General features: G+C 69.0%; 28 protein-coding genes and 1 pseudogene. 17 read left to right on the forward strand and 12 right to left on the reverse strand.

Features of this window, described 5'->3' with window-relative positions:
- Positions 1 to 21: 21 nt before the first annotated feature.
- From BKN51_RS22025 to hisF, 4 genes are read right to left on the reverse strand one after another with little or no spacing between them, the layout of a single operon-like run.
- Positions 22 to 384 (reverse strand): DUF1304 domain-containing protein, encoded by a 363-nt coding sequence (locus tag BKN51_RS22025; RefSeq protein WP_101609417.1) that lies wholly within the window; start codon positions 382 to 384, stop codon positions 22 to 24.
- Complete coding sequence (hisI, locus tag BKN51_RS22030; protein WP_101609418.1) at positions 381 to 746, reverse strand: phosphoribosyl-AMP cyclohydrolase; 366 nt, start codon at positions 744 to 746, stop codon at positions 381 to 383. Before hisI ends, BKN51_RS22025 begins: the two co-directional genes overlap by 4 nt.
- Positions 736 to 1125 carry a hypothetical protein gene (locus BKN51_RS22035; RefSeq protein WP_101609419.1) on the reverse strand — a complete coding sequence of 130 codons (390 nt, stop codon included), beginning with the start codon at positions 1123 to 1125 and terminating at the stop codon, positions 736 to 738. The genes hisI and BKN51_RS22035 overlap by 11 nt, the downstream gene beginning before the upstream one ends.
- On the reverse strand, positions 1122 to 1895 hold the full coding sequence (hisF, locus tag BKN51_RS22040) for an imidazole glycerol phosphate synthase subunit HisF (protein ID WP_101609420.1): 774 nt from the start codon (positions 1893 to 1895) through the stop codon (positions 1122 to 1124). The genes BKN51_RS22035 and hisF overlap by 4 nt, the downstream gene beginning before the upstream one ends.
- 38 nt (positions 1896 to 1933) lie before the next feature.
- On the opposite strand from hisF, the gene BKN51_RS22045 reads away from it, so the two are divergent.
- From BKN51_RS22045 to BKN51_RS22095, 11 genes and pseudogenes are all read left to right on the forward strand, one after another.
- Positions 1934 to 2536: a TetR/AcrR family transcriptional regulator gene (locus BKN51_RS22045; RefSeq protein ID WP_101609421.1), complete on the forward strand. Its 603-nt coding sequence runs from the start codon at positions 1934 to 1936 to the stop codon at positions 2534 to 2536.
- A gap of 553 nt (positions 2537 to 3089) precedes the next feature.
- Positions 3090 to 3401: pseudogene (locus BKN51_RS44415) on the forward strand (phytase); the annotation flags it as partial.
- A gap of 234 nt (positions 3402 to 3635) precedes the next feature.
- On the forward strand, positions 3636 to 4145 hold the full coding sequence (locus BKN51_RS22055) for a SigE family RNA polymerase sigma factor (RefSeq protein WP_101609422.1): 510 nt from the start codon (positions 3636 to 3638) through the stop codon (positions 4143 to 4145).
- Positions 4142 to 5143: a hypothetical protein gene (locus BKN51_RS22060; RefSeq protein ID WP_101609423.1), complete on the forward strand. Its 1002-nt coding sequence runs from the start codon at positions 4142 to 4144 to the stop codon at positions 5141 to 5143. The genes BKN51_RS22055 and BKN51_RS22060 overlap by 4 nt, the downstream gene beginning before the upstream one ends.
- 28 nt (positions 5144 to 5171) lie before the next feature.
- Positions 5172 to 6095, forward strand: coding sequence for an NADP-dependent oxidoreductase (locus tag BKN51_RS22065; RefSeq protein ID WP_101609424.1), 924 nt, complete (start codon positions 5172 to 5174; stop codon positions 6093 to 6095).
- Positions 6092 to 6652: a putative glycolipid-binding domain-containing protein gene (locus tag BKN51_RS22070; protein WP_101609425.1), complete on the forward strand. Its 561-nt coding sequence runs from the start codon at positions 6092 to 6094 to the stop codon at positions 6650 to 6652. The genes BKN51_RS22065 and BKN51_RS22070 overlap by 4 nt, the downstream gene beginning before the upstream one ends.
- Positions 6653 to 6700: 48 nt before the next feature.
- Complete coding sequence (locus BKN51_RS22075; protein ID WP_101609426.1) at positions 6701 to 7426, forward strand: ABC transporter ATP-binding protein; 726 nt, start codon at positions 6701 to 6703, stop codon at positions 7424 to 7426.
- Positions 7423 to 8157 carry an ABC transporter permease gene (locus tag BKN51_RS22080; RefSeq protein ID WP_101609427.1) on the forward strand — a complete coding sequence of 245 codons (735 nt, stop codon included), beginning with the start codon at positions 7423 to 7425 and terminating at the stop codon, positions 8155 to 8157. Before BKN51_RS22075 ends, BKN51_RS22080 begins: the two co-directional genes overlap by 4 nt.
- A 43-nt stretch (positions 8158 to 8200) precedes the next feature.
- Positions 8201 to 8587, forward strand: a complete 387-nt coding sequence (locus BKN51_RS22085; RefSeq protein WP_101609428.1) for a PPOX class F420-dependent oxidoreductase — start codon at positions 8201 to 8203, stop codon at positions 8585 to 8587.
- A 123-nt stretch (positions 8588 to 8710) separates the two neighbouring features.
- Entirely contained in the window at positions 8711 to 9301 is a 591-nt protein-coding gene (locus tag BKN51_RS22090; RefSeq protein WP_101609429.1) for a Panacea domain-containing protein, read from the forward strand.
- Complete coding sequence (locus BKN51_RS22095; RefSeq protein ID WP_158255789.1) at positions 9298 to 9876, forward strand: Fic/DOC family protein; 579 nt, start codon at positions 9298 to 9300, stop codon at positions 9874 to 9876. The genes BKN51_RS22090 and BKN51_RS22095 overlap by 4 nt, the downstream gene beginning before the upstream one ends.
- Positions 9877 to 9942: 66 nt before the next feature.
- On the opposite strand, the gene BKN51_RS22100 is transcribed toward BKN51_RS22095, so the two are convergent.
- From BKN51_RS22100 to hisH, 3 genes are all read right to left on the reverse strand, one after another.
- Positions 9943 to 10290 carry a DUF1330 domain-containing protein gene (locus BKN51_RS22100; RefSeq protein WP_101609430.1) on the reverse strand — a complete coding sequence of 116 codons (348 nt, stop codon included), beginning with the start codon at positions 10288 to 10290 and terminating at the stop codon, positions 9943 to 9945.
- 79 nt (positions 10291 to 10369) lie between these two features.
- Positions 10370 to 11107, reverse strand: coding sequence for a bifunctional 1-(5-phosphoribosyl)-5-((5-phosphoribosylamino)methylideneamino)imidazole-4-carboxamide isomerase/phosphoribosylanthranilate isomerase PriA (gene priA, locus BKN51_RS22105; protein WP_101609431.1), 738 nt, complete (start codon positions 11105 to 11107; stop codon positions 10370 to 10372).
- A gap of 9 nt (positions 11108 to 11116) precedes the next feature.
- Entirely contained in the window at positions 11117 to 11740 is a 624-nt protein-coding gene (hisH, locus tag BKN51_RS22110) for an imidazole glycerol phosphate synthase subunit HisH (RefSeq protein ID WP_101609432.1), read from the reverse strand.
- Positions 11741 to 11873: 133 nt separating this feature from the next.
- Between hisH and BKN51_RS22115 the strand changes: the two genes are divergently transcribed.
- From BKN51_RS22115 to BKN51_RS22125, 3 genes are all read left to right on the forward strand, one after another.
- The gene (locus BKN51_RS22115; protein ID WP_101609433.1) at positions 11874 to 12053 is read left to right on the forward strand and encodes a hypothetical protein; all 180 of its coding nucleotides are present in this window, start codon (positions 11874 to 11876) and stop codon (positions 12051 to 12053) included.
- A gap of 71 nt (positions 12054 to 12124) precedes the next feature.
- Complete coding sequence (locus BKN51_RS22120) at positions 12125 to 13297, forward strand: acyl-CoA dehydrogenase family protein (RefSeq protein ID WP_101609434.1); 1173 nt, start codon at positions 12125 to 12127, stop codon at positions 13295 to 13297.
- Between the two features lie 56 nt (positions 13298 to 13353).
- Complete coding sequence (locus BKN51_RS22125) at positions 13354 to 14031, forward strand: NIPSNAP family protein (protein ID WP_101609435.1); 678 nt, start codon at positions 13354 to 13356, stop codon at positions 14029 to 14031.
- Here the strand turns inward: BKN51_RS22125 and BKN51_RS22130 are convergent.
- From BKN51_RS22130 to BKN51_RS22140, 3 genes are read right to left on the reverse strand one after another with little or no spacing between them, the layout of a single operon-like run.
- Positions 14017 to 14445, reverse strand: coding sequence for an NUDIX hydrolase (locus BKN51_RS22130; protein ID WP_101609436.1), 429 nt, complete (start codon positions 14443 to 14445; stop codon positions 14017 to 14019). The genes BKN51_RS22125 and BKN51_RS22130 overlap by 15 nt on opposite strands.
- A gap of 10 nt (positions 14446 to 14455) precedes the next feature.
- Positions 14456 to 15346: a transketolase family protein gene (locus tag BKN51_RS22135; protein WP_101609437.1), complete on the reverse strand. Its 891-nt coding sequence runs from the start codon at positions 15344 to 15346 to the stop codon at positions 14456 to 14458.
- A 4-nt stretch (positions 15347 to 15350) separates the two neighbouring features.
- Positions 15351 to 16043 (reverse strand): transketolase, encoded by a 693-nt coding sequence (locus tag BKN51_RS22140; RefSeq protein ID WP_101609438.1) that lies wholly within the window; start codon positions 16041 to 16043, stop codon positions 15351 to 15353.
- Positions 16044 to 16095: 52 nt separating this feature from the next.
- Here BKN51_RS22140 and soxR point away from each other — a divergent pair, with 52 nt between their 5' ends.
- Positions 16096 to 16557, forward strand: coding sequence for a redox-sensitive transcriptional activator SoxR (gene soxR / locus BKN51_RS22145; protein WP_101609439.1), 462 nt, complete (start codon positions 16096 to 16098; stop codon positions 16555 to 16557).
- Between the two features lie 46 nt (positions 16558 to 16603).
- Complete coding sequence (locus BKN51_RS22150) at positions 16604 to 17152, forward strand: RNA 2'-phosphotransferase (protein ID WP_101609440.1); 549 nt, start codon at positions 16604 to 16606, stop codon at positions 17150 to 17152.
- Here BKN51_RS22150 and BKN51_RS22155 read toward each other — a convergent pair.
- Positions 17149 to 18021, reverse strand: a complete 873-nt coding sequence (locus tag BKN51_RS22155; RefSeq protein ID WP_101613385.1) for a hypothetical protein — start codon at positions 18019 to 18021, stop codon at positions 17149 to 17151. The genes BKN51_RS22150 and BKN51_RS22155 overlap by 4 nt on opposite strands.
- Positions 18022 to 18082: 61 nt before the next feature.
- A complete protein-coding gene (locus BKN51_RS22160) occupies positions 18083 to 18652 on the reverse strand; it encodes a TetR/AcrR family transcriptional regulator (protein WP_101609441.1) in 570 nt (189 codons plus the stop codon).
- A gap of 160 nt (positions 18653 to 18812) precedes the next feature.
- On the opposite strand from BKN51_RS22160, the gene BKN51_RS22165 reads away from it, so the two are divergent.
- The gene (locus BKN51_RS22165) at positions 18813 to 20987 is read left to right on the forward strand and encodes an MMPL family transporter (protein WP_101609442.1); all 2175 of its coding nucleotides are present in this window, start codon (positions 18813 to 18815) and stop codon (positions 20985 to 20987) included.
- Positions 20988 to 21056: the final 69 nt, after the last annotated feature.

Here is a 21056-nt window from a genome sequence, read left to right on the forward strand (position 1 = left end):
GGACCGAGTTTACCCGGGTGGTCAGCCCGCGATCAGCACCGCGATCAGCGCCAGCGTGCCCGGGACCACCTGCACGAAGAAGATCCGCTTGCTCGCCGTCGCCGTCCCGTAGAGCCCTGCCACGATCACGCACGCGAGGCCGAAGATCTTGAACTGCCAAGCGGTACCGCCGGTCGCGATCAGCCCCCAGATCAGCGCGGCGGCCAGGAAACCGTTGTACAGCCCCTGGTTCGCCGCGAGCGGCGCGCTCTCCTTCGCGAATTCCTCGCTGGTGCCGAAAGCGGCGCGAGCGCGCGGGGTCGTCCACAGGAACATCTCGAGCACGACGATGTACAGGTGGATCAGGGCGACGATGCCGACCAGGACGTTGGCGACGACATTCACGGGGTCTTCTCGCTCTCGTCGGCCAGCAGCAGCCGTTCGCCGGTGTCGAAACAGGTGTGCGTGCCGGTGTGACAGGCCGGGCCGGTCTGGTCGACGCGCAGCAGGACGGTATCGCCGTCGCAGTCGATCCGCATCTCGCGCACGTGCTGGACGTGGCCGGACGTCTCGCCCTTCACCCACAGTTCCTTGCGGCTGCGCGAATAGTACGTCCCGCGCCGGGTGGTGAGGGTGCGCCTCAGCGCCTCGTCGTTCATCCACGCCATCATCAGGACGTCCGAGGTGGAGTGCTCGACGACGACGGCGGCGATCAGCCCGTCGGCGTTGCGCTTCAGGCGATCAGAGAGGGCGGGATCAAGCGTCATTCGTGGCTCCGAGCAGGTGCCGTTTCACCGGCATCGAGTTGAGCAGGACTGCCGAGTAGATGTACCCGGCGAAAAGCAGCCCGGACACGATCTTCACCCAGAAGAGTTCCGCCGCCAGCATGGACAGCGCGTGCAGCAAGGCGAACAGGAAGCTGACGGCGAAACCGGCGAACCGCGCCGAAGACATCCTCAGCACCAGTCCCGCCACGACGAGACCACCGAGCACGACCGACGTTCCGGGCAGCAGGAACGTCCGCGCGGAGGAGTACGGCGCGAACATGAGGATCACGGCCATCCCCACGTACGCGAGACCGAGCCCGAGCATCAGCGCGCAGACGACCTTGACCTCGGTGGCGGCCTTCCACTTGTTCGGGATCACCGGACCACGACTCCCCCGGCGCGCAGGGCGCCCTTGACCTCGCCGATCTTCAACTGTCCGAAGTGGAACACGCTGGCCGCGAGCACCGCGTCCGCACCGGCCTCGACGGCGGGCAGGAAGTGCTCGAGCGCGCCGGCGCCGCCGCTGGCGATCACCGGGACGCGGACCGCCCGGCGCACCTTGGTCAGGAGTTCGAGATCGAACCCGTTCTTGGTGCCGTCGGCGTCCATCGAGTTGAGCAGGATCTCGCCGACGCCGAGTTCTTCCCCGCGCGCGGCCCATTCGACGGCGTCGATCCCGGTGCCGCGGCGGCCGCCGTGCGTGGTCACCTCGAACCCGGACGGGGTCGGTTCGGTCCCCTCCGGAACGCGCCGGGCGTCCACCGACAGCACGACGCACTGCGCGCCGAAGCGGCGGGACGCCTCGCGCAGGAACTCCGGCCGCGCGATGGCCGCGGTGTTGATGCTCACCTTGTCCGCGCCCGTGCGCAGCAGCCGGTTGACGTCGTCGTTCGTGCGCACGCCACCACCGACGGTGAGCGGGATGAACACCTGCTCCGCGGTCCGGCGGACCACGTCGAAGGTGGTCTCGCGGTCCCCGGAGGAAGCCGTGACGTCGAGGAACGTGAGCTCGTCCGCGCCCTCGGCGTCGTACAGGCGGGCGAGCTCGACGGGGTCGCCGGCGTCGCGCAGGTCGGCGAAGTTGACGCCCTTCACCACTCGGCCCGCGTCGACGTCGAGACACGGGATGACCCTGACTGCGACTGACATGGGGACAAGCGTAGTCAAGGGCGTTCTAAGCTCGCGGAATGGCACAGGCGGGGCGGCGGCCGGGGCAGACCGAGACGCGGGAGGAGATCCTCGACGCGGCTCGGCGCAGGTTCGCCGAACAGGGCTACGACGGGGCGACCGTGCGCGGCATCGCGGCCGAAGCCGGGGTCAACGCCGCGCTGCTGCACCATTTCTTCGGCACCAAGCAGGGGCTCTTCGCCGCGTCGATGAACCTGCCGATCGACCCCGGCGAGATGGTCCCCCGCATCCTCGAAGGCCCGGAAGACGAGGTCGGCGAACGTCTCGTCCGCGCGTTCCTCGGTTTCTGGCAGGCCCCGGCGGGCCGCGAGCCGTTCCTGGCGATGATCCGGTCGGCGACCACGAACGAGCAGGTCGCGACCATGATGCGACAGTTCCTCGAACGGACGGTACTGGCGCGGGTCGCCGAAGCACGCGGCGTGCCGAAGGTCCGGGTGGCCGGGATCGCCGCGCAGATGGTCGGGTTCGCGCTGCTGCGTTACGTCATCCAGCTCCCGCCGCTGGTCGAGGCCTCCGACGACGAGGTCGTCGCGATGCTGGCGCCGGTCGCGCAGTACTACCTGACCGCCGACGTTCACCGGCCGGACAACTCGCGCGGCTAGCTTCCGAAGAACCCCTCCCAGAGCGTCGTGCTCGGCACGCTCGAGGAAGGCGAGCTGGCCGCGTTCGACCTGAGGGCGCGGCGGCTCCAGCAGCTCGCCGTGCCCGCGGGCGGGCGGTTCAACAACGTCGACGTCGTCGGCGACCTGGCGGTGGTGAGCGACCGCGGTCGGCTCGCACGTGCTGTGGGACGTCACGGATCCTTCCGCCGCACCGGTCTTCTCCGCCTCGGAGTCCGAAGTGGACGAACAGCGGACGGCGTACGGGCTCACCGCCGGACGCGATCCGCGCACCGGCGCGCGCTGGGTCGCGGTGACCCGGCGGCACGAAACCCGCGTGGCGCTCTTGCGACTTGTCGACAAACCGGGCGGCACCGTCGGCACCGCGCCGATCGGCACGATCGATCTGCCCACGTCGTTCCGCCTGCCGAACGGCGCGACGTGGTCGCCGTGCGGCGAACCGGACGAGCGCCCGCAGCCGGAGGGTTCGGTGCTCGACGTCGAGCACCGCGTGCTCTACACGGCGCAGGAGGACGTCGAGATCTGGCGGATCCCGGTGCACGGTGACGGTTTCGGGCGTCCGTCGCTGATCGACAAGGCCCGTTCCTTCGGGGCGCCGCAGCGCTTCGACGAGGCGACCGAAGAATGCGTCGCCGACGGCCCCGACCCCGGCTTCGGCGGCGAGTGGCTGACCGCGGACGCCGAGGGGCTGACGCTGGCCGCCGACAAGCTGCTCGCGTCGAGCCAGGGCGACTCGCGGTTCGTGGTCCACGACCGCACCGGCCGCAACGCCCCGCGGCGCGACTTCCGGATCGTCGCCGGACGCGGCACCGACTCGGTCGAGCATTCCGACGGCGCCGCGATCACCACCGCGCCGCTGGGCCAGCTGTTCCCGCACGGCCTGCTGGTGGTGCACGACGGCGAACGCCGTCCGGCGGCCACCGGCCCACCGGTGAGGAACCGGCGACGACCGGATTCGCCTTCGTCCGGCTGGAGACCGCCGTGCGGTGATCACGTTCACCCGGAAAAGTTCCGCTCCCGATGCATCAGCCGGGTGGTCCCGTGCGTCACTAGAGCGAGACCATCGGCTGAGGGGGACCACGTGCCTGCGACCTTCGACGAGTTCGTCGCGGATCGCCTGGACGAGCTCCTGCGCTACGCGACCGTCCTGACCGACGACCCGTACCTGGCGCAGGACATCGTGCAGGAGGTGCTGCTGCGCGCTCAGCAACGCTGGCCGAAGATCGACTCGCCGCCGACGTACGTCCGCCGGATGGTGACGAACGAGTACCTGTCGTGGCGACGGCGCCTCGCGGTCCGCCGCGTGGTGCCGTCGTCGCCGGAGATGCTCGACCTGATGAGCCCGCCGGTCTCCGATCACGCCATCGAATACGACGAACGCGACGCGATGCTGGACAGGCTCGCGAAGCTCCCGCGCAAACAACGCGCCGCGATCGTGCTCCGCTACTACGAGAACTACACCGACGAGGAGATCGGCGCGGTGCTCCGCTGCGCGACGTCGACCGTGCGCAGCCAGATCTCGCGCGCGCTCGCGACGCTGCGGGAAACCGGCCCGTCCTCGTCTGTTCAGCCCACGGGAGCCCGCAAATGACCCGACTGAGTGAAGAGAACACCGAGGACCTGATCCGGGAGAGCCTCGAACACCTGGCGACGCGGGCGCCCGACGGGGCCGAGATCCGCGACGCGCTGTCCCAACGGCCGCGAAGCCGTCCGAAGATGGCCCTGGCGCTGGTCGCGGCGGCGGTCGCGATCATCGCGCTCGGCGTCCCGCTGGGCCTGCGGGCCTTCACGTCGGTTCCCCCGGCTTCGGCGCGCAACGCCGATTGGTCGGTGCTGCCGTACAAGCCCGGCTGGCTCCCCGACGGCTTCCAGGAAACAAGCCGGGGCGCGAAGCCCTATCCCGCGCCGCAGGAAAGGGTCTGGATCGGCCCGGGGATGGGCAACCTCCAGCTGACCAGCACCCCGCTGAGCGACGAACGGTCCGGACCGTGGACGATCGCGCCCGCGCCGAACCAGATCATCGTGCACGGCAAGGTCGGCATGGCCGTCGAGATGCCCGGCCAGGGGATGATGCTGACCTGGTCCCCCGACAACGTCTATCTGCTGAGTCTGACGCTGTTCAACATCAAAGACCCGCGCGCGGTCGGCGAGCGGATCGCCGAGGCGATGGTCCCGGACAACCACGTCCGGGTCTCGGGGGAACTGCGGTTCGGACGGCTGCCCGCCGATCTCGAGCTGTCGGGAGTCAAGACGTTCATGAAGATCAACGGGGCCACGACCGAACTGGAAGCCACGTCCGCCGGGCAGCCCACTGCGGCGGCGGTCGTCACGGCGTCGCTCAGCGGCGAAGCGCCGGAACTGAGTGGTGCCCAACCGGTCCCCCTCAAGGTCAAGGGTCGCGACGGCGGCTATCTCCCGGAACGCGACGGGCCACTCGGGCATCAGTACGGCGCGGTCTCCGTCCAGCTCGAAAGCGGACGGTGGCTCACCGTTTCGGGGAAACGTGACCAGGCCACGCTGCTCGACATCGCCGACAACCTGCAGGTCATCCCCGGTGACTACGGCTGGATCGGGAAACCGCCGGAATAGGCGCGGGCGGGCGAAGGTTGTCGACGGCATGACGGACACCTACCGCTCCATCGCGTTCACCGAATACGGCGACTCCGGGGTTCTGCACGTCCTCGACCGGGAGCTTCCCGAGCCGGGCGCGGGCCAGGTCAGGATCGCCGTCCGCGCCGCGGGAGTGAACCCGATCGACTGGAAGATCCGGTCCGGGCTGATGGCCGAGGTGTACCCGTCGACGTTCCCCGCCGTCCCCGGTGGAGACGTCGCCGGCGTGATCGACGCGGTCGGTGAGGATGTGTCCGGCTTCGCCGTCGGTGACGAGGTCCTCGGGCGGGGGAACGGCGGATACGCGGAGTTCGTGCTCGCCGATCCGGCGGGCCTGACCCGCAAGCCCGAGGCGCTGTCCTGGGAACTGGCCGCGGCGCTGCCCGTGGTCGTCGGCACCGCCTACCGCGCGCTCAACCTGCTCGAGCTCGGCGAGGGCGAGACGCTGCTCATCGACGGCGCGGCGGGCGGTGTCGGCACCATCGCCGTCCAGCTCGCCGTCGCGCGCGGGCTCACCGTCGTCGGTACCGCGAGCGAAGCGAACCACGAGTACCTGCGTTCGCTGGGCGCCGTCCCGGTGCGGTACGGCGAAGGACTCGCCGAACGCGTCCGCGAAGTCGCGCCGCAGGGCATCGACGCGTCCTTCGACACCTCCGGTCGAGGCTCGCTGTCGACGCTGGTCGAGCTGACCGGTGGCCCGAAGCGCGTCGTCACGATCGCCGCGCCGGACGCGGCCGACCACGGCGTCCGTTTCACTTCGGGAGGTCCGGCGGAGCAGGTTCCCGGCGCGCTTGCCGAAGGGGCCGCACTCGCCGCCGAGGGCAAACTCGACCTGCCGATCGCCCGGGTCTATCCGCTCGCCGAAGCGGCCGCGGCCCAGGACGAGAGCGAAGCGGGCCACGTCCGGGGCAAGCTCGTCCTGGTGCCGTGACCCTCCCCGCCGCGGCGAGCTGGCGACATCAGGATTCGAGGACCGGCCTGGAAGTCGCGTTCTTCAACGGGCACGACGGCGGTTGGCGAATCAATGGCGCCACGACGGCGGTCGAGGACGGGGAGTCCTGGTTTGTCGAGTACTCGATCGCCGTCGACGCCGCCTGGCACACGCGGCGGGCGGAGATCTCCGGCCGGTCGGCGTCGGGCACCCGGCGCACGGTGCTCGAATCGGACGGCGACGGGCGATGGCGGGTGGACGGCGTCCCGGATCCGCGTCTGGACGGCTGTTTCGACGTGGACCTCGAGTCGTCGTCGATGACGAACACGCTGCCGGTGCACCGGCTCGGCCTCACCTTGGGCGCCGCCGCCGAGGCGCCCGCCGCGTACGTCCGGGCGGGTGACCTCACCGTGGAGCGGCTGGAGCAGCGCTACGAGCGCATCGGCGACCGCGATTTCGCCTACTCGGCACCGGTTTTCGCGTTCTCGTGTGTCCTGCGCTACGACGAGCACCTGCTGGTGGTCGACTACCCGGGCATCGCCGTCCGGCTGCCCTGAAACACGGCCTCTTGACTCGGGCTTCTCAACGGGCGCAGAATTAAACACATGACTAATTCGGCGATCTCCGTGACCGGCCTGCGGGTCGTCCGCGGCGGCCGCGAGGTCGTCAGGGGAATCGGTTTCGAGACGCCGCGCGGCCGGATCACCGGCCTGCTCGGGCCGAGCGGCTGCGGCAAGACGACGCTGATGCGCTCGATCGTCGGCGTGCAGATCGTCGCGGGCGGCGAGGTCACCGTGCTCGGCCATCCCGCCGGCAGTCCGCCGCTGCGTCGGCTGATCGGCTACGCCACCCAGAATCCGGCCATCTACGCCGACCTCACCATCACGGAAGCCTTGCGTTACTTCGCTTCCGTACTCCGCGCGCCGATGTCCGATGTGGACAGAGTGCTCGGCGAGGTCGGCCTCACCGACCACGCGGGGAAGCTGGTCGGCTCGCTGTCGGGCGGCCAGCACAACCGCGCGAATCTCGCCGTCGCGCTCCTCGGGAAACCCGAACTGCTCGTGCTGGACGAACCGACCGTCGGCCTCGATCCCGTGCTGCGCGACGAACTCTGGTCGCTGTTCCGCCGTCTCGCCGACGGCGGAGCGACACTGCTCGTGTCCAGCCACGTCATGGACGAAGCCGCGCGATGCGATCGGCTGCTGCTCATGCGCGAGGGCCGGATACTCGCCGACGACACCCCGGCCGGGCTGCGCGAACGCACCGGGACGGCCGATCTGGAGCAGGCGTTCCTGCGGCTGGTCCGCGAGACGGAGGTGACGCGACCGTGAATCCCGCCCTGACGCTGGCCACGGCCCGGCGCATCCTCCTGCAGCTGCGGCACGATCCGCGCACCGTCGTGATGCTGGTCGTCGTCCCGTCGCTGCTGATGGTGCTGCTGCGCTTCGTCTTCAACTCCGAAGCGGTGTTCAGCCGCGTCGCCCCGGCGCTGCTCGGTGTCTTCCCCTTCCTGATCATGTTCCTGATCACCTCGATCACGACCCTGCGCGAGCGGACCACGGCGACACTGGAACGCCTGATGACCCTGCCGATCGGCAGGCTGGACCTGCTCTTCGGCTACGCGATCGCGTTCGGCTCGATCGCGATCGTGCAGGTCGGCGTCGCGGCCGGGATCTCACTGGCGTGGCTGGGCCTCGACATCGCTGGCTCGATCGGCATGCTGCTGCTCATCGCCGTCCTCGACGCCCTGCTCGGGATGGCGCTCGGCCTGTTCGTGAGCGCGTTCGCGCGGACGGAGTTCCAGGCGGTGCAGTTCATGCCGCTGTTCGTGCTGCCGCAGATCCTGCTGTGCGGGCTGTTCGTGCCGCGCGGGGAGATGGGCTGGCTGCTGAACCGGCTCTCGGACGTGATGCCGCTTTCGTACGCCGTCGAAGCGCTCACCCGGGTCACCACATCGGGCACTGTGGACGCGACACTGATCCGGAACCTGATCGTCGTGGGCGCGTGCGCGCTGGCCGCGCTGATGCTCGGCGCGGCGACGCTGCGTCGTCGAACGGCATAAGTCGTCGAACGGCATAAGTCGTCGAACGGCCTAGACTCTCCACATGGGATCGGAGTTCGAGCGGATCGCCGCCGAGAAGTACGTCGTCCTGACCACCTTCCGCAAGAACGGCACCCCGGTGCCGACCCCGGTCTGGGCGGCGGGCGACGGCGGCGAGCTGGTGCTCTGGTCCGAACGCAAGGCAGGCAAGGTCAAGCGCATCCGCAACAGCGGCCGGGTCGAGGTCCAGGCCTGCGACCTCCGTGGCAAGAACACCCACGGCGACGTCGTCGCGGGCGAGGCGCGGCTGCTGGACCTCGACGGAACCGAGCGCGTGCGCAAGGTGATCGCGCGGAAATACGGCGTCACCGGGCGGGTGACGATGTTCTTCAGCAAGCTGCGCGGGCCGAAGGACCGGACGGTGGGGATCGCGATCAAGCTGGCCGGGTAGCTCCGTTCGCCACACTTGACATTCTCGAACACAAGTTCGATCATTGCTCGCCCGACGGCTCTCAGATGCCCGATTCGAGACCGCGGCACGGTAAGATGAAGTGCATCAGAGGAGGTGGTAGCCATGGCCAGCGCACGTGACGTGGCTGCTGCCGTGCTGACCCGCACCGGCCCGATCACGACGATGAAGCTGCAGAAGCTGCTTTACTACTCACAAGCGTGGCATCTGGTGTTTCAGCGTGAACCGATGTTCGACGAGAAGATCGAAGCATGGCCTCAGGGGCCCGTCACACCGTCTATCTTCGCCGGGCACCGAAAGCAGTATCAGGTAACGAGCTGGCCGAGCGGTCATGCCGGAGCGCTGACAGAACCCGAGAACGCGACGTTGACCTGGGTAATGGACAAGTACGCTCATTACTCGGCTGAAACCTTGTCGCGGATGACTCACATGGAGTCCCCATGGCGAGTCGCGAGAGGGGTAGTCGCCGAAAACGAGAAGTCTTCGCAGCCGATAGCGCACGACCAGATGCGTCACTTCTACGCACGGCAGATCGCCGATGTCGACGTCGCGGTCGCCCAGGCCGCGGCCAGCGCGGCCATGGAAGGTATCGATCTCGACGACGACTGGCAGCGAACTCTCCGCGAAGTCGCGACCAATACACGCTCCGCCGACGACCTGATCGCCGAAGAAATAGAGCGAGCCCGTCGGCAGTGAGCGATCCGTACAGCCTTCCCGACGGGAAGTGCCTTCGCAACAAGCTGGACATCGAAGATCCTGAGACCTTCAAGCAGGTCGAGGCGCGCATCGTCAGTATTCGAGACGTCGAACTCGCTCGTCAAAGTCTCCCTGGTGAATACACCCTTGAGCATCTACAGGGCTTTCACCACGCCCTGTTCAAGGATGTCTACGACTGGGCAGGAAAGACCCGCACCGTGAACATCGCCAAAGGGGCGTCGAATTTCTGCCCCTGGAGATTCGTTGATGAGCAGACATCGGCGGTGCTGGGAAACCTCGAAACCGATGGCTGGCTACTCGGCCTGGATCGGGACAACTTCCTTGAACGCCTTGCCTGGTACTACTCCGAACTGAACGCCATGCACCCGTTTCGCGAGGGCAATGGACGGACGTTGCGAGCCTTCTTGCGACAACTGTCGGCAGCGGCGGGCTGGCGACTCGACTGGTCCGCTCTCAACAAGGACGACAACAACGCCGCGTCCAGCCACAGCCTCCGGACCACTGCGACGACCGAACTGATCAAGGTTCTCGCGCCCGTGATCGTCCGCATGTGAGCAAAGCGCGATGACCGCTGATCCCTCGCACTCAAGCTGGCCGGGAGCCCTTCAGCGCCACCAGAATCAGGCGGCCTGGAGCGCCCTCAGCCCCGCCGCCATCGCCGCCGAGTCGTGGTCCGGCCCGCAGCCCTCCACCAGGATCAGGTCACCGGGGATGTGGTCCGCCCGCAGGTGCAGGATCTCCCGGTACGCGGGCGAGTCGTACCACTCCCGCGCGATCGGCATGCTCGGGAAAGAGATCATCACGAGCGCCCCCGGCCACTCGCCTTCGACGACCTCGACCTCGGCTCCGTGCACGAGGAACTTGCCGCCGAAGGGATCGAGCGTGGCCTGGATCCGCTCCAGGTACTCGAAGACCTCTTCCACCAGAGCACCGGTCGGGCGAAGGTGGGCGATTCCGTAGGCGGTCATGATGTCCCTCCAGGTTTGTTGTCCTGGAAGGAATCCTGACCGAACGACGGCGTGGCGTCGATTACCCCGGAGGTAAAGCTCAGAACTCCGCGACGGCCGCGAGCGCCTCGGGCAGGGTGAACGCCCCGGCGTAGAGCGCCTTGCCGACGATGGAGCCCTCGACACCGTCGCGGGCCAGAGCGGCCAGCGCGCGGAGGTCGTCCACACTGGACACGCCGCCGGAGGCGATGACCGGCGCGTCGGTGCGGGCGGCGACCTCGCGGAGCAGGTCGATGTTCGGGCCCTGGAGGGTGCCGTCCTTGCTCACGTCGGTGACGACATAGCGCTGCGCGCCGTCGCGGTCGAGCCGGTCGAGGACCTCCCAGAGGTCACCGCCGTCCTGCGTCCAGCCACGAGCCGACAGCCGGTGCCCGGCCTCGGTGATCCGCACGTCCAGCCCGATGGCGACGCGGTCGCCGTAGGACGAGACGACCTTCGCGGTCCATTCCGGGTCCTCCAGCGCCGCGGTGCCGAGGTTGACCCGGCGGGCGCCGGTGGCCAGCGCGGCCTCCAGCGAGGCGTCGTCGCGGATGCCGCCGGACAGCTCCACCTGGACGTCCAGCTTCGCCACGACCTCGGCGAGCAGTTCGCGGTTGGAGCCCTTGCCGAACGCGGCGTCGAGGTCCACCAGATGGATCCACTCCGCCCCGTCCCGCTGCCAGGCGAGTGCCGCCTCCAGCGGACTGCCATAGGAGGTTTCGGTGCCGGCCTCGCCCTGGACGAGTCGCACGGCCTGGCCATCGGCCACATCAACGGCGGGAAGGAGCGTGAAAGTCACGCGCCCACTCTAAGCGAGAGTCCCGAGCCAGTTGCGCAGCAGGTGCGCCCCGGCGTCCCCGGACTTCTCCGGGTGGAACTGTGTCGCCCACAGCGGCCCGTTCTCGACGGCGGCTACGAAGTCCTGGCCGTGGTTCGCCCAGGTCACCTTGGGTTGCTGCCCGGCGAGGCCGGAGTCCAGTTCCCAGGTCCGCGCGGCGTAGGAGTGCACGAAGTAGAACCGCGTGTCCGCGTCGAGACCGGCGAACAGCTGCGAGTCCTCGGGCGCGCGCACGGTGTTCCAGCCCATGTGGGGCAGGATGTCGGCCTCCAGCCTGTCGACCGTGCCCGGCCATTCACCGGCGCCGGCCGCCTCCACGCCGTGCTCGACGCCGCGTTCGAAGAGGATCTGCATGCCTACGCAGATGCCCAGGACGGGACGGCCGCCGGCGAGGCGTTTGCCGATGATCTTCTCCCCCGACACCGACAGCAGCCCCTCCATGCAGGCGGAGAAGGCGCCGACACCGGGGACGACCAGGCCGTCGGCCTCGAGCGCGGCATGGGGGTCGGCGGTGACCTCGACGTCCGCGCCGGCGCGCTGGACGGCGCGTTCGGCGGATCGGAGGTTGCCGGACCCGTAGTCCAGGATCACCACGCGGGGAGTAGGCACGCGCCCAGGTTAGCGGACCGGATTTTCTTCGGATTCCCTGTTTCATCCTTCACTCGTCTGGGTAATAACGCCTCCGAGTGAGGCCGGCGCAGGACCGCCCTGCACTTCTGGAGGATCGATGCAGGACACCGACGAGCTGACCGGCCTGTTCCAAGCCTGGCGCGAGGACATCGACAGCGTGCCTTTTCCTACCTTCGCGGAGCTGCTGATCCCCCAGCAGAAGCAGCGCTCCGCCCCCGGCCGGACGGCCACGGCATCGGTTCAGGTGACGAAGACCACCGGATGGCGCGATCTCTGACACCCGACTCCGGTCGTGTGTGTGGTTTTCTTCATAGGTCGTGACCCACCGAGCCGACCAGGAGTGACCGCATGAGCAGCAGCCCGGATCCGCGCGACTTCCTCGATCTCGACGCCGAACTCTCCGAGGAAGACCGGGCCATGAGGGACGCTGTCCGCGCGTACGCGCAGGACCAGCTTCTCCCTAATGTCGCCGAATGGTACGAATCGGGCAATCTGCCCGCCGCCGAGCTCGCCAAGGGCTTCGGTCAGCTCGGGCTTCTCGGCATGCACCTGGAGGGTTACGGCTGCGCCGGGACCAGCGCCGTGGCCTACGGCATCGCCTGCCGCGAACTGGAGGCCGTCGACTCCGGGCTGCGCAGCTTCGTCTCCGTGCAGGGTTCGCTGGCGATGTACGCGATCCACAGGTGGGGCACCGAGGATCACAAGCAGGAATGGCTGCCGCGGATGGCCGCGGGCGAGGCGCTCGGCTGCTTCGGCCTGACCGAACCGGACGCGGGCAGCGACCCCGGCGCCATGCGGACCCGCGCGGTGCGCGACGGCTCGGACTGGGTGCTGAACGGCACCAAGATGTGGATCACCAACGGCACGGTCGCCGACGTCGCGGTCGTGTGGGCGCGGACCGACGAGGGCGTGCGCGGCTTCGTCGTCCCCACGACCACGCCGGGCTTCACCGCGAACGAGGTCAAGCACAAGCTGTCGCTGCGCGCCTCGCTGACCGCGGAACTCGTGCTCGACGGCGTCCGCCTGCCGGAGTCCGCCGCGTTCCCCGACGTCAGGGGCCTGCGCGGACCGCTGTCCTGCTTGAACGAGGCGCGCTACGGGATCCTGTTCGGCGTCGTCGGCGCCGCTCGCTCTTGCTACGAATCCGCGCTGGAGTACACGCTGAGCCGGGAACAGTTCGGCAAGCCGCTGGCCGGGTTCCAGCTCACGCAGCGCAAGCTCGCCGACCTCGTCGTCGAGGTCAACCGCGCCGGGCTGGTCGCGCTGCGGATCGGACGGCTCAAGGACGCCGGGACGCTGCACCACAACCACGTCAGCTTCGGCAAGCTCGCCAACGTCCGCTCCGCGCTGGAGGTCGCCAGGACCGCGCGCGCCATGCTCGGCGCCAACGGGATCTCGCTGGAGTACCCGGTGATGCGGCACATGTCGAACCTCGAAACCGTGCTGACCTACGAGGGCACCGAAGAGATGCACGCGCTCTCGCTCGGCCAGTCGGTCACCGGGATCGCCGCCTTCCGCTGAGCCTCCGAAAAGCCGGCCGCCGGAAACTGTCGGTGCGGGCCGCTACGGTCCGTCGCATGACCGATTCCGCCGAGTTCCAGTCCGTCGTCGAGCTGCGCCGGTACACGCTGCACCCCGGCCGCCGGGACGAGCTGATCGAGCTCTTCGAGCGCGAGTTCGTGGAGCCGCTGGAAGCCTCCGGCATGCGCCTGTTCGGTCTGTTCCGTGAGCCCGCCGCACCGGACAGGTTCGTGTGGCTGCGCGGATTCCGGGACATGGAGAGCAGGCGGGCGGCCCTGGAGTCGTTCTACTACGGGCCGGTGTGGCGTGAGCACGGCCCGGCGGCGAACGAGACGATGATCGACGCTTCCGACGTCCTGCTGCTGCGTCCGTCCGGGCCGGGTTTCCCCGTTCCGGACGGCGCCCCGGATTCCCGGGTACTGGCGACGATCTGCCATCCCCTCGGGCCGGTCAAGGAGTTCTCCGAGTACTTCGCGGACTCCGTGGCTCCGGCTCTGAGGGAGGCCGGATTGGACACCTTCGGGCACTTCGAGACCGAACCCGCCGAGAACACCTTCCCCCGCCTTCCCGTGCGAGAGAACGAGACAGTGTTCGTCTGGTTCGCCAAATCCACTGAAGACCCGGAGGCATACGGGTGCGTTCTCGACCGGATCGGCGAGGAGCTCTCGGGCAGGCTCGAACGCCCGTGGCAGCGGCTGGAACTCACCCCGACCCCGCGCTCACTCCTGCGCTGAAAGGAGTTCGGTGAGCCCGTCCGGGTACAGGATCGCCTTGCCGCTCACCACGTCGGCCATCGGCAGCCAGTGCACGCGTGCGCCGTCGTCGAGCACCACGCCGACCTCGTCGCGCTCGTAGAAGGCCTTGTCGGTCAGCTCGGCGGCGAACAGGAACACGATCTCGTGCCCCGGCCTGCCCTCGAAGGTGAACACGTTCTCCAGGACGGCGATCTGCTCGACAGCGGTCAGCTCCGCCGCGAGTTCCTCCTGGAACTCGCGGTGCAGCGCCTCGACGGCGGTCTCCCCGAACTCGATGCCGCCGCCGAGCGGGCGGTGGTAGGTCTCGCCTTTGGCGTTGTCCCGGCCTTCGAACACGAGAAGGTCTTCGCCGCGGCGGATGACCCCGAGCACGAGCGGGCGGATCTTCGTCATCCCGGTGACGCTAGCGGAGGAATTCCTTGATCGACAAGGCGATCGACCCGGCGTCGAGACCATGCGCGAGGTCGTGGTCGGCCATTTCGCCGTAGATCCGGACTTCCGCGTCACGCCGGACACCGAGTGAGAGCAGCCGGTGCGGGATTTCGGACAGCGCACCCGAAACCGAATGCGCCGACGTCCCGGCGAGGTAGGGCTCGACGAGCACGATGTCGCTCGCGCCCGCGGCTTCGACGGCCGAGCGCAGCCCCGCGGCGTCGAACGGCCGGATCGTCGAGGTGTAGAGCACGGTCACGTCGAGATCGGCGGTCGCTTCCCGCACCCGGTCGAGCATCGGCCCGACGGCCACCACGACGCCCCGGCCGCCTTCGCGCATCGTCTGCAGGCCGGCGCCCAGATACGGTTTCGCGTTCTCCTGCGCGGAGAGCCGGAGGTACACGCGCCCGTTGCCCGGGATGGACTCCAGCAGCAGCCGCCGCGCTTCTTCGGGGTGACCCGGCACGTGCACGGTCCAGCCCGGCAGCGTGTCGATGAGGGCGACGTCCCCGGGCGCCTGATGCGTCCGCCCGGCGGTCGGCATGTCGTAGGACGCGCCGGAAGACACCAGCACGGCACCGACGTCCTGGTGCCCGAGGTCGAGTTTGACCTGCTCGAACGCCCGCTCCACGAGGAACGACGAGAAGGTGTGGACGATCGGCCGCATCCCGGCCAGCGCCAGTCCGCCCGCGGTGCTCATCATCAACTGCTCGCGGATGCCGACGTTGAGCACCCGGTCCGGATGCTTCCTGGCGGCGAAAGCCAGTTGTGCCGCCGAAATGTCGGCGAGCACGACGGCGACGTTCGGGTCGGTGTCGAGCACCTCGGCGGCGGCGTCGAGGAACGTTTCACGCATGTCCACGGGTTCAGGCCTTTCGCTCGACGGTCGCGACCACGGCGAGCGGCCGGTCCGGATGGGGGGTGGTGAAGGCTTCGTAGAGCGCTTCGTGATCGCGGCCGTCGACGGTGCGGGTCACCCAGCCCTCGACCTCGAACCGGCGGGCGATCCCGCCCGGCCAGCCGTGCGTCGCCGAGGAGTTGTCGATGACGACGGTGGTCAGCTGCGGCATGCCGATCCGGCCCGCCACCGCGATGGCCTCGGAGTTGGAGCCCTCGTCGAGTTCCGCGTCACCGACGAGGGTGACGACCCTGGCGTCACGGAACCCCTTGGCGCGCAGCCCGAACACGGTGCCGATGGCCAGCGGGAGCCCGTGCCCGAGCGAGCCGCTGGCGATCTCGGCGCCGGGCAGCCTCGCCCGGTCGGGATGGTGCCCGAGCCGGGATTCGGCCGAAGTCCAGTCGGCGAGTTCGTCCTCCCGGATGAAGCCCTTCTTCGTCAAGACGGCGTAGAAGGCCATCGGGCCGTGTCCCTTCGACAGCAGGAAGCGGTCGCGGCCGGGATCACGGAAGGTCTCCGGGGTGATGTCGAGCACACGGTCGTAGAGCACCCACAAGACGTCCACAGTGGACTCCGCGGCTGCTTGATGCTTCTCGTCCCCGGTCATCAACGAGATCAGCCGCGGCAGATCCTCGTAGCCGGTCCTGGTGTCAGTGGTCATGAACCGAGGTTGCAACCTCGACTTAGGTCGAAGTCAAGGCTAGCCTGGCGACGTGACGAGATTGGCTGAACACCTGAGCATCGGGCAGGTCGCCGACCGCAGCGGCGTGCCCCATACGGCTTTGCGTTTCTACGAGGACAAAGGGCTGATCAGCTCGGAGCGCTCGGCGGGCAACCAGCGGCGGTATCCGCGCTCGGTGCTGCGCCGGATCGCCTTCATCCGGGCCGCGCAGCGGGTCGGCCTCAGCCTGGACGACATCAGCTCGGCACTGGAGACCTTACCCAGGGACCACGCCCCCACCAAGGCCGACTGGGCCCGCCTGTCCCGTGGCTGGCAGGACGAACTCGACGCGCGGATCGACGCGCTGCAGCGCCTGCGCGACAGGCTGACCGGATGCGTCGGCTGCGGTTGCCTGTCCCTGCGCAGCTGCGGGCTCTACAACGCCGACGACCAGATGTCCCGATTCGGCCCCGGCGCGGGGAAACTGCGCCCGGCCTCCGAGGGCGGCTTCTGAATTCCGTTGCCACGCGGGTGCCGGATGTGCGTCACTGTGACTCGAAATGGACAAGAAGAACCTCATCCGAGTCTCGAAACGACTCTCCCGGCACCTGCGGCACGCGCCCGGCGACATCGGCATCACCCTCACCCCTGACGGCTGGGTGGAAGTCGGGACGCTCTTGGCCGCGCTGCGGCGCCACGGCTTGACCCTGACCCGCGACCAGCTCGACGAAGTCGTGGAGGGCAACGACAAACGGCGTTTCGCCTTCGACGAAACCGGGCTGCGGATCCGGGCCAGCCAGGGCCACAGCGTCGACGTCGACCTCGCGCTGCCCGGCGCGACCCCGCCCGACGTGCTCTACCACGGGACCGTGTCCCGGTTCCTGGGCGCGATCATGACCGACGGCCTCCGGCCGATGAAGCGGCACGCCGTGCATCTCTCGGCCACCGTGGACACCGCGCGGACCGTCGGGGCCCGGCGCGGCGTCCCGGTGCTGCTCGCCGTGGACGCCCGCGAGATGGCCGCCGCCGGGCACGAATTCCAGGTCAGCGCGAACGGTGTCTGGCTCACCGCCGCCGTTCCCCCGGAGTTCCTGCGGCGTCTCCCCTAGGCCAGGCCGTTGTTCCGCAGGAGCGACAACGTGTTCGCGGTGAACAGCCCGTTCCACTCCAGCGCGGCCGCGGGCGAATAGCTGGTGTAGTCGACCCTCCAGCCACCGTCGTCGTGCCTGCCGTCCGCGACCCGGCGCAGATCCGCTTCGACGACGTCCGGCCGGAAGAGCTTCCGCGCCGGGCCGTCCGGTGCCGGGGCGAAGTCGAGCGGGCGCATGGCCTCGCCCTCGATCCCGCCGCCGACAGCGACCACTCCGTCGTCCGGGATGAACCGGCCGAGTTTCTCGACCAGGCGCGTGTCACCCAGTGCGTCCACCAGCTTCATCGCGAAAGCCAGCACGAGCGCGTGCGGGGCCTCGTCGAGCTTCTCGATCTCGTCGAGGCAGTAGCGCGTGGCCTTGGCAAGCCAGGGATGCGCGGCGACCGCGGGATCGTGCGCCGCGACGCGCTGCGCGGTGAACGCGACGATCGCCGTGATCTGCAGCGAAGAGACCGAGGGGTCGGCGCCCGCCCAGAACGGCGCGCTGCCCACCGGGTCCGGCATCGGCAGGGCGAACGGGATCCCGCCGTCCGGCAAGGAGATCGACGCGAGCCAGTCGCACAGTTCGGCCGCGCGCGGGCTGGTCGCCGGGCCGACGTCGGCGAAGACCTCGAAAGCGTGCAGCGCGCCGCCGGGCTGGCTGGTCGCCGAGCGGCAGTCGGGTTCGAGCCCGTGTCCGTAGCCGCCGTCGGGATTGCGATATCCCTCCAGCGCGGCGAGCGCCGCCGCCGGGTCGCCATCACGGAAGAGGACCTCGAAACGGCGCCTGTCGAGCAGCCGGGCTTGGGTGGCCATGAAGGTGGCCGACTCGTGCGGATCGATGTTCATGAGCACGTTGTTCATGACCACAGCGTCGCGCGGATCGCGGCGCCTGTCTTGAACACATCGGTCACGTGCGGCGGCGCGGGCGGTTGTAGAGCTTGCGGCCGACACCGAGGAGCGTTTCGCGCAGCGTCTCGTCGTCGAGCGAAGCGACCTCGGGCGAACCGCCCGCGATGGCGATGCCCGCCAGCAGCACCTGGGCCGTCACGATCGCGGTGAGATCCGGATCCGGGCCGACCAGGACCTCCAGCAGGCGATTCTTGAAGCTTTCCGAGCTGTGCACGGACTTCTCGATCGCACGGGCGATGCCGGGATCGCTGGAGAACAGCGCGACCAGCGCGCGGTGGCGCACCACGAGGTCGACGAACCCGTCGAGCAGATGGTCGATCTGCGCGCCGCGGGTGCGCTGGGCGCGGGCGTCGTCGACGATGCCTTCCAGCTCCAGCAGCACGGGCTCGGCGACGGATTCGGTGATCTCCGCCTTCGTCTTGAAGTGGTAGTAGACGGCGGCCTTGGTGACGCCGAGGGCGTCCGCGATCATCTGCAGCGAGGTGCCTTCCACGCCGTGTTCGGTGAACAACCGCAACGCCGTTCCCAGTAGTCGCGTGCGGGTGTCCTCCGCGTGGACGACGTCCATGATCCCTCCTCGTTCAGCCGTCGGAGATTACGTCAAGCGTGGCCGTCGGGCCAAACCAGTACTAGCCGTGCGGCTAGTCACACACTTGCCGATCGGCTTGTAGGCCACTAGCCGATCGGCTAGCTTGGAATGAACCTGATCGAGTGAACGGGAGATTTTTGTGGCCAGCTTCCTGTACCGCCTGGGCCGGTTCTCGTTCCGGCGCCGGGCACTGGTGGCGGCGGTGTGGGCCGTTGTCCTGGTGGCCCTCGGCGCGGGGGCGCTGACCCTGTCCGGCCAGCTTTCGAACTCGGTGACCATCCCCGGCACCGAGTCCCAGAAGGCGATCGACCAGCTCGCGGACCGGTTCCCGGAGGCCGCCGCCGGTGGCGCCACCGCCCGCGTGGTCATCTCGACACCCGGTGACATCACCGACGCGAACGGGCAGGCGGCGATCACGGGCCTGGTGAAGGGGCTCAAGGACGCGCCGAAGGTCGCCGGAGTGGTCAACCCGCTGGAGATGCAGGCGGTCTCGCCCGACAAACACGTCGCGCTGGCCCAGGTCAGCTACCGCGTGCCGGGCTTCGAACTCACCGACGCCGACCGCGAGGGCCTGATGGCCGCCGCGAACCCCACCAAGGCCGCCGGGTACACCGTCGAATTCGGCGGTGACGCCGTCCAGGCGATGCCCGCCACGAACGCCACCGAAGGCCTCGGTGTCGCCGTCGCCGCCATCGTCCTGATCATCACCTTCGGCTCGCTGCTCGCGGCCGGGATCCCGCTGCTGACCGCGCTCATCGGTGTCGGCATCGGCATGGCGGGCATCACCACGGCGTCCGGATTCCTGGAACTGAACACGAACACGCCGGTGCTCGCGCTGATGATCGGCCTCGCCGTCGGCATCGACTACGCGCTCTTCATCGTTTCCCGGTACCGGCACGAACTGGAGATCGGCCGGGACCCGGAGGAAGCCGCCGGACGCGCCACCGGCACGGCCGGATCCGCCGTGGTGTTCGCCGGGCTGACCGTGATCATCGCGCTGGCGGGGCTGACCGTCGTCGGCATCCCGTTCCTCGGCGAGATGGGTATCGCCGCGGCGATCACCGTCGCCATCGCCGTCGTCATCGCGCTGACCCTGCTCCCCGCCATCCTCGGTTTCGCGGGCGGCAAAATCGCGGGCGGCAAAATCCGCTTGCGCCGCAAGGAAGGCGCGACGACGCACGGCGAACGCTGGGCGCGTTTCGTGGCCCGCCGCCGGATCCCGGTGCTGATCGCCGCGATCGCCGGCCTCGCGATCGTCGCGATCCCGGCCGCGAGCATGCAGCTCGGCCTCCCGAACGACAGCACCGCCGCACCGGACACCACCCAGCGCAAGGCCTACGACACCGTCAGCCGCAGCTTCGGCGAGGGCGCCAACGGCCCGCTGGTGATCGTCGTCGACCTGACGGACAGCACCGACCGGCAAGCCGCGCTCCAGCAGGCCTCCACCCGGATCAGCGGCCTGGAGGAACGCCCGATCGTCACGCCGCCGAAGGTCAACCGCGGCGGTGACCTGGCACTGCTGACCGTCATTCCGAAGAGCGGTCCGAGCAGCACCGCGACCGAAGACCTCGTCAGCGACATCCGCGGCCTGAACGCGGGACTGGGCACGGCGACCGGCGCGTCCTTGGCGGTGACCGGCCAGACGGCGGCGAACATCGACGTCTCGGAGAAACTCGCCGACGCGATGCTGCCCTATCTCGCGCTGATCGTCGGGCTGGCGTTCCTGTTGCTGATGCTGGTGTTCCGCTCGGTCGTGGTCCCGCTGAAGGCGACGCTGGGCTTCCTCGGCTCCGTGGTCGCGACGTTCGGCGCCGTGGTGGCGGTGTTCCAGTGGGGCTGGCTCACCGACCTGCTCGGGGTGAAGACGACCGGGCCGATCATGAGCATGCTGCCGATCCTGCTGATCGGTGTGCTGTTCGGGCTCGCGATGGACTACCAGGTGTTCCTGGTGACGCGGATGCGCGAGGAGTACGTCCACGGCGCCGACCCGCAGCAGGCGATGGTCACCGGTTTCCGGCACGGCTCCCGCGTCGTGGTCGCCGCCGCGCTGATCATGATCAGCGTGTTCGCCGGATTCATCCTCGCGGAGTCCTCGCTGATCCAGTCGATCGGATTCGCGCTGGCCTTCGGCGTGCTGGTGGACGCGTTCGTGATCCGGATGACCATCGTGCCGGCGCTGATGTCACTGCTCGGCCGCGGCGCCTGGTGGCTGCCGAAGTGGCTGGACCGCGTGCTGCCCGATGTCGACGTCGAAGGCGAGAAGCTCACGAAGCAGCTGGACGCCCCTGACGAGCGGGAGCTGGTCCGGAGCTGAAGGACGCTTTACCCGAGTTAGACGCGGTGAAGGGGCCTTTCCTCGCATGAGATGCGGGGAAAGGCCCCT

The organism is Amycolatopsis sp. BJA-103, assembly GCF_002849735.1.
Classification (GTDB): Bacteria; Actinomycetota; Actinomycetes; order Mycobacteriales; family Pseudonocardiaceae; genus Amycolatopsis.